This window comes from Streptomyces sp. SID13031 (genome assembly GCF_010548305.1).
Lineage (GTDB): Bacteria > Actinomycetota > Actinomycetes > Propionibacteriales > Kribbellaceae > Kribbella.
In genome coordinates this window covers 14,770-26,307 of record NZ_JAAGLV010000031.1, presented here as the reverse complement: position 1 = coordinate 26,307, position 11,538 = coordinate 14,770, and the positions used below count along the sequence as shown (strand labels likewise).

9 protein-coding genes and 1 pseudogene are annotated in these 11,538 nt (G+C 63.4%); 6 read left to right on the top strand and 4 right to left on the bottom strand.

Features of this window, described 5'->3' with window-relative positions; genetic code table 11:
• Window positions 1–225: 225 nt before the first annotated feature.
• The 3 genes and pseudogenes from G3I17_RS41410 to G3I17_RS37810 all read left to right on the top strand — a co-directional run.
• Window positions 226–1,144 (top strand): annotated as a pseudogene (locus G3I17_RS41410) (IS630 family transposase); the annotation flags it as partial.
• A gap of 254 nt (window positions 1,145–1,398) precedes the next feature.
• Window positions 1,399–2,547, top strand: a complete 1,149-nt coding sequence (locus G3I17_RS37815; protein ID WP_164603977.1) for an NlpC/P60 family protein — start codon at window positions 1,399–1,401, stop codon at window positions 2,545–2,547.
• Window positions 2,548–2,768: 221 nt separating this feature from the next.
• Window positions 2,769–3,023, top strand: a complete 255-nt coding sequence (locus G3I17_RS37810; protein WP_203591308.1) for a hypothetical protein — start codon at window positions 2,769–2,771, stop codon at window positions 3,021–3,023.
• 113 nt (window positions 3,024–3,136) lie between these two features.
• Here the strand turns inward: G3I17_RS37810 and G3I17_RS37805 are convergent, their stop codons facing one another.
• Window positions 3,137–3,541 (bottom strand): hypothetical protein, encoded by a 405-nt coding sequence (locus G3I17_RS37805; protein WP_164603975.1) that lies wholly within the window; start codon window positions 3,539–3,541, stop codon window positions 3,137–3,139.
• A 750-nt stretch (window positions 3,542–4,291) separates the two neighbouring features.
• On the opposite strand from G3I17_RS37805, the gene G3I17_RS37800 reads away from it, so the two are divergent.
• The 3 genes from G3I17_RS37800 to G3I17_RS37790 all read left to right on the top strand — a co-directional run bounded on the left by G3I17_RS37800 (window position 4,292) and on the right by G3I17_RS37790 (window position 7,342).
• Entirely contained in the window at window positions 4,292–4,642 is a 351-nt protein-coding gene (locus tag G3I17_RS37800) for a hypothetical protein (RefSeq protein WP_164603974.1), read from the top strand.
• Window positions 4,639–6,012 (top strand): flavin monoamine oxidase family protein, encoded by a 1,374-nt coding sequence (locus G3I17_RS37795; protein WP_164603971.1) that lies wholly within the window; start codon window positions 4,639–4,641, stop codon window positions 6,010–6,012. The genes G3I17_RS37800 and G3I17_RS37795 overlap by 4 nt, the downstream gene beginning before the upstream one ends.
• A gap of 121 nt (window positions 6,013–6,133) precedes the next feature.
• Window positions 6,134–7,342, top strand: a complete 1,209-nt coding sequence (locus tag G3I17_RS37790) for a GNAT family N-acetyltransferase (protein ID WP_164603969.1) — start codon at window positions 6,134–6,136, stop codon at window positions 7,340–7,342.
• A gap of 647 nt (window positions 7,343–7,989) precedes the next feature.
• On the opposite strand, the gene sph is transcribed toward G3I17_RS37790, so the two are convergent.
• From sph to G3I17_RS37770, 3 genes are all read right to left on the bottom strand, one after another.
• Entirely contained in the window at window positions 7,990–8,844 is an 855-nt protein-coding gene (sph, locus tag G3I17_RS37780; protein WP_164603965.1) for a sphingomyelin phosphodiesterase, read from the bottom strand.
• Window positions 8,845–9,001: 157 nt separating this feature from the next.
• Window positions 9,002–9,829 carry a hypothetical protein gene (locus G3I17_RS37775; RefSeq protein WP_164603963.1) on the bottom strand — a complete coding sequence of 276 codons (828 nt, stop codon included), beginning with the start codon at window positions 9,827–9,829 and terminating at the stop codon, window positions 9,002–9,004.
• Window positions 9,830–9,941: 112 nt separating this feature from the next.
• On the bottom strand, window positions 9,942–11,534 hold the full coding sequence (locus G3I17_RS37770; protein WP_164603961.1) for an alkaline phosphatase D family protein: 1,593 nt from the start codon (window positions 11,532–11,534) through the stop codon (window positions 9,942–9,944).
• Window positions 11,535–11,538: the final 4 nt, after the last annotated feature.

Below are 11,538 nucleotides of genomic sequence, written 5' to 3'. Positions count from 1 at the left end.
TCGCCGCCAGAAAAGAGGTGAATGGACGGGCGTGCGGGATCCTTGGGCAAGACTCGAGGCATCTCCGGCCGGCGGAGGAAATAATGAGCAGCGCCAAGCCCACCAGCGGCCGTGAGGTGAGCGCTTTCATTACACTAATGTCGCGTTAGTAAAGTAGCTTTACTGCGGGCCGGTTCTTCGGAATCTGGCTGCAGATGGCGTTGCGGTGAAGGACATCGTGGAGAGCGGGTCGGGGTGTCCAAGCCAACGGTGATTGGCTGGAAGAGGCGCTAAATCGCTGAGGGGCTTGGCAGGGTGGATGATCGGCCGAAACCGGGGCGTCGCAAGCAGATCGATGATGTCGAGGTGGTGCTGGCAACCTTGGAGTCGCCGCCGGAGCGGTTCGGGGTGACGCACTGGTCGTCGCGGCTGCTGGCTGTCGAGCTGGGGTTGTCGCATGTGACGGTGGCGAAGGTGTGGAAGCAGTGGGGTCTGCAGCCGTCGCGGGTCGAGACGTTCAAGTTCTCCACCGATCCCGAGCTGGAAGCCAAGGTCCGCGATGTCTTCGGGTTGTATCTGAACCCGCCGGAGAACGCGATCGTGTTGTCGGTGGACGAGAAGTCCCAGACCCAGGCCCTCGATCGGACCGCGCCGATCCTGCCGCTGCGGCCCGGGATTCCCGAGAAGGAGACCCATGACTACGTCCGCCACTGCACGACCACCCTGTTGGCAGCGCTTGAGGTCGCTACCGGCAAGGTCGTCGATATCTGCTAACCGCGGCACAGCAACACCGAGTTCCTCAAGTTCTTGAAGCAGGTCGCCAAGGCCTACCCCCGCCGCCGGCTGCAAATTCGTGTGCGACAACTACCGCACCCACAAACACGCCAACGTGCAAGCCTGGCTGGCGAAGAACCCTCGGATCACGTTGCACTTCACCCCGACGTCCGGTTCCTGGCTCAACAAGGTCGAGATCTTGTTCGGGATCATCACCCGCCAGGCGATCCGCCGCGGCAGCTTCAACAGCGTCAAAGAACTCACCACAGCAATCCGCCGATTCATCGACGGCTGGAACGACCGCTGCCAACCATTCACCTGGACCAAGACCGCCAACGACATCCTTGACCACGCCACCTCAGGTCAAAGAACATCGTTTACGCGACACTAGGAGTTCTCCCGCAGCCTGCTCGGGCAGAACGCCAGGATATGGCTGATGCTCTCACTCGTCCGCGCATGGCCCGCTGTCCCCACATCGGAAGGTTCGGGCGAAGTGGCGGCCTCTGGTGCTAACGGAGGCTGGCTACTCGTAAATGCTGGGGGTTCACCAGCGGGCTGGCCACGACGCCTCCAGCGACGTTCACCGTCAGAGTGTTGAAGAGCTCCCAAGCTCGAGCTCAACAGGCTCCGAAGGGTGTCACGTGGATGGAAAGACCCAATGCTAATCCCCGTCTCAGCACGGACTGCCAGGCGGAGTTGACGGCGTACGCATCATTCGGCCCGACCATCTGCCGCTGGTTGCGTTGGTATCGGACGGCGGCTTTTGTTGTCTTCGCAGCCAGCGGAGCAGTCTGGATCAACACCTCCAGTTTAGATGCTCCGCATTCAAGCGGTGGGTTTGCTGTGACAGCGGCTTCGCCTGCGGGTAGGACGAGCAAGCCAGCTGAGAGGAAAACTCGGCCACCGTCGGTTGAGGTTGTGTCACAAGACCGGCAAGTTGACCAGCGTGGCCGGACAGCCATTAGTGTCCCCGCCCGAGTTCGCGAGGAGGCGGTGGTGGCCAGGCCACGATCGGGCAGAGTGGCTTCGTCCGGAGTGCTGCGGCCGGCTGACGTCGCTCGTGTCGCAGTCAAATTTGCTCTCAGCCAGGTCGGTAAGCCCTATCGGTGGGGAGCGGAAGGGCCTGCCGCGTTCGACTGCTCGGGGCTCACCCAACAGGCCTACCTTCATGCAGGCGAGGCGATTCCACGCACATCGAGGGAACAAGCGAGATTTGGTACTCAGGTCGCCATCGATGAGCTGCTGCCAGGTGACCTCTTGTTCTATGCCTACGATGTCCATGATCTCGAGACGGTGCACCACGTGACGATGTACTTGGGCGACGGGATGGTGGTGCATGCACCACAGAGCCGCGATGTCGTCCGCGTTGCCCGTATGTGGCTGTCAAAGCTCGCCATCGCAGTTCGTCCTGCTGCAGCTCAGGCAGCAGAGCCTTCGAAGACTGACCGTCGGCAGGCGAAGCGCAGTCTGAATGCGACGCTGCCGGGTCTGACCGCGGTGTCGAGCATGACCTCGGATTCGAGGGCTGGTGTGTCGAGACAGACAACAAAGCCGAGTTTGCCGGCGGTGCTAAGACCGGCTGTGGTTGGGCCGTCCGTAGTGCCGAGATCGCCAGTAGTCTCGGGGCCGGTCGTGGTTAGTCCGTCAGCGGCGCCGACTCCGACCGTGACGCCTAGCCCCTCTGGGGCGCCGACTCCGACTGCGACACCGAGCCCCTCTGTGGCGGCAAGCAACAGTCAGGACGCGCCCGTGTCATCCCTGCCGTCCCCGCCATCGCCCAGCGACGGTGTCTGAATGGTGTGCTGGCGCCGTCGACGGCTACTGCCGTCCGGTACCCGGCATGAGCGCGGCGGCGGAGAGAACGTCGGGGGATTGTTTCGGGGTGCGCCTCAGTGTCGATGGCGGGCTGAAAGCGGATCGTTGCATGAAACATTGGACGACGCCGCCGCTGGTGAGGCACCGCAGGTGCCGTGCCGCGGGTGTCGTGAAGCATAGATCAGATCCGAGGTTGCCTGATGACGATCATCGAGACCCGTGTGCACGTGCGAGTCTTTCGGTACCTGGGGGCTCCGTCGGATCACAGATGGTATGTCGATATCGATGATGCCGACGACCAGAGACCAGACGATCCGATTTGGTTTGGCTACTTCAGATCGCAGCATGAGGCCATAGATGCTGCGTGCAACAAGATCGCCGCCTTACGCAAAGGCTTGAAGCCTACTGATCGGCTGGCACGTATCAGCGATCGACTGACGCATCAGGCGGCTTGAGCGCGACAGGTATCTGCCCCCGTGATCTGGCCGGCGGCAGGCTCGTGACCTCGGATGCCCATGCAAGACCCGCCGTGCACGTCCGGTTCGGCCGGTACCTCGGATGTGGTCGATCAGGTCATGCTGTGCCGCGCTGCCGGGGTTCTGGTGGCGGCGATGATCAGGAATCCGAGCAAGTAGTGAGTAGGGATCGCGAAGATGACCAGCGCCTTTGCCATTGGGGTGGAGAAGACGTCATTGTCGGCCAGGACCAGCCACATCACCCAGTCCGCGGTCGCGCTGCCGATTTGGTAGAAGGCCAAGCCTTTTGCGACGCCGACATGTGGTTGGCGGCGCAGTGTCCATGCGACCCACGCCTGGGCGGCCAAGGCAACGGCCAAGAGCTTCGTAACCCACTGCCCGTCCGCGCTGAGCCGCCAGCCGGTGACCGAACTGAGGATCTCCGGCGGCAGTAGACCGGTGAGTGCGTAGGCAAGTTCGAGGATCGCAACAAGCTTGAACAGCAGGCTCAGATCCAACAGTCTTTTCAAAACGGTGTCTCCCGATGTAGCCAGTCGCGATGGGTCAGTCGATTGCGATCTGGGGTGAAGCTCACCCAGGCAACCAGGTGAGTGCCAGATCAGTGACGGGGTTGACCCCTTGTCAGACCCCCTAACGTTGAGCGTGTTGGCCGTCCGAATAGTTGGCGCTGCGGAACTTCGTTTACAACACGCTGCTCAACGGATGGGTCTGTCGTTAGCGGTGCGCCCTGGCGTTGCCGGCGGAGTAGCTGCTGATTTTGACTCGCTCTGTACGACCGCCGGGCGCCGAGCGCACTACTGGGAGCGAGTCATGTATCAGGGCCTGGCGTCGACCTTGTCGCCGTCGACTCGGCGCGGCGTCCTTTGAACGACTACTTCCCTCAGGTCAACGCGTACAGCGGGACCGTCAACACCGCCGTAACCGCGAACTACCCGATCACCGCGTTACTGACTCCCAACACCGTGGGATTGGAGGGCGACCTGTATCTGGCTACTGATCGCTTCTGGGGGCGCCCCTGCCGGCTCCGCGGGCAGCAGTTTGCGGAGTCGGCGCCTACGCGGACAAGCGTGGCCACTGGGCAAGGTGTACGCCGCAGTCAGGCACGGCTGACCACTGATGTCAGTAAGTCGCATTCTTGGGGTTCGAGGCTGGGGAGAACCACCATGCGCGCGCTCGTGGTCAATGGGAGGGTCCGGTAGACAGTCTGCTCCTGACGATTGAGTAGTACACGCGCCTGGGAGAACTTGATGACCGAAGTACCGCGCGGCGCGTCGTTGACCGACGTGATACCTCGCGATGTGGCGGACATCCTCGCCTGTGGCGTTCAGCGCCCGCGCTGGCTTGGACCGGCCCGGACAGGATTGTTATGCGCGTTGGTTGCGACCACGTTAGTGCCCAGTCGACTTCCCAGGCCGGATCTCTCTAGGAGCCACAGCGTCGCAGGTTCCGTCGAAGTGCTGGCGGCTGCGTTGGCGCCGGAGGCACTCATCGACCTGATCGGTGCCTCAGGATCTGATGTCGATCTCGTGCTGACCGGTTTTGGAATGATCTTTCGAACGGCTGCCGGTGCCGGAACCAGTAAGGAGGGGCAACCATGACAGCTGCTGAGGTCGTCGTTGTAGGAGCAGGACTCGCAGGTTTGGTGGCGGCTGACTTGCTGGTGGCGAAGGGCCACGACGTCGTGGTTGTCGAGGCGCGTGACCGCGTCGGCGGCAGGCTGTTGAACGGGAAGTTGCCCGATGGCGGGCCGATCGAGGTCGGCGGCCAGTGGATCGGGCCGACTCAGGACCGGATGCATTCGCTCATCAGCAAGCTGGGGCTAGGAACCTATCCGACGTTTGACGACGGCCGAAAGGTCATGGAGATCGAAGGTAAGCGACTGGAGTACGCCGGGCGGATCCCCAAGTTGGGTGTTGTCAATCTCGCGGACATCGCCAGAGGACAGAGCAGGCTGGATCGATCTGCCTTGCAAGTCCCTGCAGATGCCCCGTGGACTGCTGCCAATGCCGATGAACTCGACGGCCAGACATTCGCGACCTGGGTTCGGACGAACCTGCGCACCAAAGCCGGGAGGGCGCTGCTTCGTCTGGCGACCGAATCCATCTTCTGTGCAGAGCCTGAGGATGTCTCCGCGCTCTGGGCGCACGCATATATCGGCGCGGCAGGCGGCCTCGATGCACTGATCGAGACCTCAGGCGGAGCTCAACAGGAACGCGTGCTGGGCGGGTCCCAACGTGTCGCTCTGGCGCTCTCCGACCGCCTTGGCGATCGAGTCCATCTGAGCCGGCCCGTGGTAGAGATTGCCTGGTCCGCGACGGGAGCAGCCGTGATCGCTGGAGGCGTCGAATACCGCGGACAGCGGGTCGTCGTAGCGGTTCCGCCGCCGTTGGCTGTCCGTATCAATTTCTCCCCGTGGTTGACGGGAGATCGCGACCAATTGCTCCAGCGAATGCCGATGGGACGCGTCATCAAGGTCAACGTCGTCTATGACGAACCGTTCTGGCGAGCGGCGGGTCTGTCAGGGCAGGCCAACAGCGATCGCAGAGCGCTCGGCACAGTGTTCGACAACACGCCACCGTCCAATGCTCCTGGTGTCCTCGTCGGGTTCTTCGATGGCGTGTTCGCCGACACAGCTCAACGTCTGTCCGCTCAAGAGCGCCGTCGCCTCGTCCTTGAGGACCTTGCCGGGTACTTCGGTCCAAGGGCAGCGAACCCGATCGACTACATCGAGAAGGACTGGGCGCTCGAGGAGTACAGCCGAGGCTGCTATGGGGCTTTCGCTGTGCCGATGACGCTGACGAGATACGGATCCGCGCTCCGCGCGCCCGTTGGCCCCTTGCATTGGGCAGGTACGGAGACTGCGACTCAATGGACCGGCTATATGGAGGGCGCGGTCGAATCCGGCGAGCGATGCGCACAAGAAGTTTCGACAGCACTTCAAGATCCCAGCCAGACAGCATGTGCCTGATGGCAAGTGACGGCGTCGGGATACCGATCTGCTCGCCGGCTTGCCGGTCGGTGGTGGACGAGACCAGCCGAGGAGGACCACTGTGATCGGCGAGCACCCCGCGACCCCCTCTCGAGGGCCCTTGAGCGAGCTGACTGTACGGCCGATCGAAGACAGCGAAGCCCGTGCGGCACACACACTGTTTCGCGGGACACTGCACATGCCGCCGACCTCTGATGATCAATGGGCGTTCGTACAAGACAGTTTCGAGCCCGGCCGCACCTTGGCCGCCTACACGCAAGGTTGCATGGTTGGCACCGCACTGGCGTGGACTTCAGCGGTTACCGTGCCGGGTGGGACCGTATGCCCTATGGCCGCTGTGACTAGAGTCGGTGTGCGGTCGGATTTCCGCAGGCGCGGTGTCTTCTCAGCGCTGATGCGTGAGCAGCTGGCAGAGATCGCGGCCAGGGGAGAACCATTCGCAGGGTTGCACGCCAGCGAACCGGGCATCTACGGCCGGTTTGGATACGGAGTGGCCACCCAGGCGCGTACGACGTACTTGGACACGGCACGCGCGGAGCTCCGCGCAGATCTTCCGCTGGCCGGCGAGGTGCGCTTGATCGACCCAGCGGAAGCGGTGCGCAGTCTTCCCGGGCTCTACTCACGGATGAGGCAATTGCGGACGGGTGCTCTGATGAGGCCGCGGCCGTGGTGGGCTGTGTACTACGACCGGCCGGTCGGCCTCGGAGAGTACCTGCGGATCGCGGTTCACCGTGGCGCGGGCGGTGACGACGGTTTCGTCGTGTATCGGCCCACGCTGAGTGTGGATCCAGCAGGCGGCGCGACCTTGGAGGTGGACGACTTCCAGGCTGCCAACGCTGCAGTGGCCAATGGACTCTGGCGGTTCTTGCTCAACATAGACATGGTCGAGCAGTTGGTGGTGCGAAGCAGGCCGGTCGATGAGCCACTTTCCGCGATGCTGACTGACTCTCGTGCGATGACCAAGGAGAGCTCCGATGCAGAACTCTGGCTGCGGCTGGTGGATGTTCGGCTGGCGCTTGCCTGCCGAACGTACGGGGATCCGGGGCCACTGGTGATCGAGGTGATCGACCGTTGTCTGCCCAGGAATTCCGGTCGCTACCGATTGGCAGGTGGCCAGGTCACCTTGGTCGACGATCCACCTCAGCTCATCGTCGATGCCGAGTCGTTGGCCATGATCTACCTCGGTACTTATCGGCCGTCGACTCTGGCGGGGATCGGCCGAGCTCGAGTCGCCGATCCGGCGGCGGCCGCACACGCGGACCGCGTCTTCGCGACGGTGGATGTCGGATGGTGCGGGACCTACTTCTGATGCCTGCCGGCCATCGATACTGACGCTCTGGAAACCGAACGCCCCCGCAACTTGGTGTCGCGGGCGCGTTCCGTGATCAGGAGGTGAGAGCCGTCGAGAACGGTCACCATCTTTGGGACGTCCCGATGTACCTGATCATGGCCCCGAGTTGTGACTCCTTGATATCCCGACCCGGGTTCTGACCTCGGGGTGGGACGGCGATGTTCGAGTTCGACAGTTGTCGGTTGTTCTTCGGAGGTTGTGATGAGTGAGATCCTCGACCCTGGGTTCGTTCTTGCTCAGGAAGAACGTCAGTGGGTGCATGAAGCCGTCGAGGAGGCAGGAAAGGTCTTCCGGCGTGAGTTGCTTCGGGCAACTGGTGGGTGGCCGCTGGAGTTCCTCAGGGATCGCGGCTTGAAGGACACCCTGAGTACTGAGGCAACTTGGAAGGTCGGGTACGCGCCCGACAGTTGGTCGCAGTTGACGGATCATCTGCAGAAGCGGGGATTCGAGTTGGCGACTCTGGTGCGGGCCGGCTTGACGACCTGGTCAGAGCCCGCGATTGGAGCATGGTCACAGTCTCCGAAGATACCGGTTCTCGGTTGTATGTGGGATGGGCGAGTAGCGCGCGAATCGGCTCGAGGTCATCTGCTGCAATTTCTGAGCGTTCAGTTAGCAGGTCGGCCAATGACGCTGTAATGGTCTGAGAAGTCGGTGAAGGTGCGACCTCGCATGGTGAAGGGCGCCGAGTGTGTGGGAGTGATGGTGTTGCTCCAGCCGAACGTGGGTGTGCGGTGGCCGCGGCGCGGCAGGACGTAGTCGAGGCGGCTGGGCGAGCCGCCCGGGGAGCGGTAGGCGGCTATCGAGTTGGTCGCCGGATCGTAGCTGGCCTGTTGGCCGAGCAGACGGGTAGGACCATCCGCGGACAGGAGGCTCAGCATCCGGCTGTATTCGCTGCTGCCGTAGCGGATGTTGAGGTCGCCAGCGATCAGTACCGGTTCGGCCGCCGGGATCGTCAGAGCTCGGAGGTAGGAGTTGATCGTCGCCAGTTGCCGCGCGCGGACACTTGCTGGCTCGCCAGGGTCGCAGCTGGAATCGTTGGCCTGCAGGTGTGTACCGATGAGGTGGACGCGGGTCCCGGCGACGTCCAGGATGACGTAGGCGAAGCCCTTGCTGGACCACCAGTCCGCTCCGCAGCCATCGGTGAAGATGTGTTGGGCCCGATGGCGGATCGGCCATTTGCTGGCGATAGCGACGCCGCCGTCCTCGAACGGCGTACCGATGTAACCGCCTGTGGTGCGGTTCCACCCGGATGTAGATCGCCCGACCACAGGCGTGCGATAAGGGTGATGAGGGGCGAGGCGGGGAAAGAGGTAGTCGTCGGTCGCGCTGTTGTCGAACAGTTCGGTCAGTACGAGAACGTCGGATCCCCGCAGGACCGCAGAGTCGCCCACCAGTCGAGCGCGCAGGTCGGGCTCCCAGTCGGTCAGTCCACTCGGCAGCAGCATCAGGTTGTAGGTCATCACACTGGGGAATGTGGTCGTGGCGTTCGCGACTGTTGAGCCCTGCACAGGGCTCGGTGCGACAACTGCAGCGGCAATCAGAACTGCGATGGCAAGCAGAGATCTCGGATAGCGGTGGACTCGGTTCATGGTGGTCCTTTCAACGGGTGATGGATCGTCAGGCCAATCCGCCGACCTCTGCGTGTGCAGTGGAGTCGATGCGCCAGCGCCGCTCGGTCTTGCCGTTGGCGGTGGTCCAGGTGATGTCGGCTGTCGCACGCTCGCTGTTACGGCAGATCTTCTGTGTTCCGTCGGGGTCCAGATAGGAGACGGTGACGGTTTGTTCGACGGGTTGGTGGACCTCGACGTTGATCATGTGGTGACCGATGCGCCCGTGGACTCGCCAGTCGAGTGTGCTGAACTCGGCGCGCAGACGCCTGGCGGCGAGCAGAGTGTCACCTCGCGGATAGTCTTCTCCGTCCAGCCGCAGTCGGACCAACGGCAGGGGGCGCAGGTGCCGCAGGCCTGGCCTTCCGGAGACTGCGGCGACTACTTCGATGAGGTTCCCGTCGCCGAGGTCGGCATGCAGCCAGGCCCATCGTTGGGCGTTGCCGTGGCCATAGATGCGGGCGTTCGCACCGAGCGCGTCGACAACGGTGAGCTCCTGCCCTCCATAGCGAACGATCCCTGAATAGCTGGCCGCCGGACAGGGCACGATCTGCGCGGCAGGCAAGATTCCCCGATGCCATGCCCAGGCGGGAAAAGTGAACAGAGGGGGGCCATGCTGTGTCATTCGCAGATCCCAGGTGGCCTCATCGGCGCTGCCGGCCAGTCGACTTCCGGTGACTTCAACGGGTCCGGCCGTGAAGATCGCGGACTCGCTCGTCGACCAGCCGGCCGGTCCGAAGCGTCGATGGACAGGTGGGCCGACGGCAGGAAAGATCGCGATCCACCCGTGTGCCCGGACGGCACTGCCGTCGGTCGGCGAGACGAGTTCGTGGTGCAACCAGACTCCGGTCCCGGTCAGGGGATCGGTGAGCGTCGTGTACCAGACCTCGAGTCTGCCTGGCTGTCCACGCCATCTGGAAGCCATCAGGTCGTCTACGGATGAAAGCATCTCAGACCTTTCGCAGTCGGGAGGAGCCGTTGCTGACCTGCCAGCTGGCGGCCCTGCGTGTGGTTGCATTGCGGTCCTTGCGGTCGGAGACGAAGTACCAGTCCATTTGGCATCGCTGCGGGCGGATGTCGAAGACGGCGAACCCGTGGCGGTCCAGTTCGGCCCATTTCACGTGCCAGTTCGAGGCTCGGAGAAGGTCGGCGGCATACGGCGAAATGGTGCCTGGGGCAACGTCGAGGAAGTCGTCGAGGTTGTCACTGGTTACCGATGGCACCACGAATTCGACGGCGGTGGGGGATAGCACGGTGCTCTTGGTGGTCAGCTCGTTCGCCCAAGATGTGTGGATGTCGCCGGTCAGGAAGACGACGTTGCCGATGCTGTTGCTCTGCATGAAGTCGACCAGTTCGTTGCGGTCGGCGTTGTAGCCGTCCCATTGGTCAGGGCTGAGGACCAGACCGTTGCTGGGGATGCCGAGTAGCTTGGCGAGCGGTCCGAGGAGCCAGGCTGGAAGGGCACCGAAATCCAGCCGGGAGATCATCACCGGATTGCCGATCAGTCGCCACCGCGTCGTCGAGGCAGCCAGCCCTTGCTTCAGCCAGCTCATCTGTCCGTCGCCGGTAATGGTGCGGTCGGGGTCGTCGACGGCGGTTCCGGCCGCCTGCTTAGATCGGTAGGTGCGGAGATCCAGCATGGACAGCTCGGCCAGGTTGCCGAACTGGAGTCGTCGGTAGATCTGTCCGTTTGCGCCGAAGCGGACCGGCATCCATTCGGTGTAGGCCTGGTGCGCTGCCGCCGCGCGTGCCGCCCAAGGCCCCTCGGTGGCGGGGTCGTGATTCTGGGCGCCGCCAGACCAGGCATCGTTGCTGACCTCGTGATCATCCCAGACGACGACCCATGGCAGGGCGGCGTGCAAGGCCTGAGCATCTGGATCTGTCTTGTACTGCGCATGCCGGATCCGGTAGTCGGCCAGCGTCAGGAGCTCGTTGGCGGGTTGGCAGGGTCGTACCGGCCGGCCGCGGTTGGCGAACTCGCCGGAGCGGTACTCGTAGAGGTAGTCACCGAGATGCACGATCAGGTCGATGTCTCCACGCTGCGCCAGGTGTCGGTACGAGCTGAAATAGCCGGCCTCCCAGTTGCTGCATGAGACAACGCCGAGCCGTAGGTGGTCGAGCTGCGCGGAACGTGCGGGGGCAGTTCTAGTTCGGCCTGTTGGCGATACCGCATCGTCACTGAGTAGGAACCGGTACCAGTAGTCGGTCGCGGGCTGGAGACCGCTCACGTCGATCTTGACGGTGTGATCGCGGTTCGGACCTGTGGTCACGGCCCCTGCCGCTGCGATTGTGCCGAACGTGGCGTCGGTAGCCATCTGCCATCGCACGACTACGATCGGGCCGTTTGCGGAGCCGGGCATCGAGTCGGCGGTCGGCGTCACTCGAGTCCAGAGCAGGATCCCGTCCGGGAGGGGATCGCCTGATGCGATTCCGTGGGCGAAGAACGGGCCGACTGGCTGGCCACTTGCGAAGTCGGCGGGTACTACGGTCGCGCCGATGACTGCGGCGGCCGCGCCGAGGAACGTACGTCGGGGAAGGGGCATGTCG

Bases quoted from the DNA above. Each gene is read 5' to 3' on its own strand.
- sph (WP_164603965.1), bottom strand. From the start codon at position 8,844: ATGACCTACAACCTGATGCTGCTGCCGAGTGGACTGACCGACTGGGAG.
- G3I17_RS37800 (WP_164603974.1), top strand. From the start codon at position 4,292: ATGACCGAAGTACCGCGCGGCGCGTCGTTGACCGACGTGATACCTCGC.
- G3I17_RS37770 (WP_164603961.1), bottom strand. From the start codon at position 11,534: ATGCCCCTTCCCCGACGTACGTTCCTCGGCGCGGCCGCCGCAGTCATC.
- G3I17_RS37795 (WP_164603971.1), top strand. From the start codon at position 4,639: ATGACAGCTGCTGAGGTCGTCGTTGTAGGAGCAGGACTCGCAGGTTTG.
- G3I17_RS37815 (WP_164603977.1), top strand. From the start codon at position 1,399: ATGGAAAGACCCAATGCTAATCCCCGTCTCAGCACGGACTGCCAGGCG.
- G3I17_RS37810 (WP_203591308.1), top strand. From the start codon at position 2,769: ATGACGATCATCGAGACCCGTGTGCACGTGCGAGTCTTTCGGTACCTG.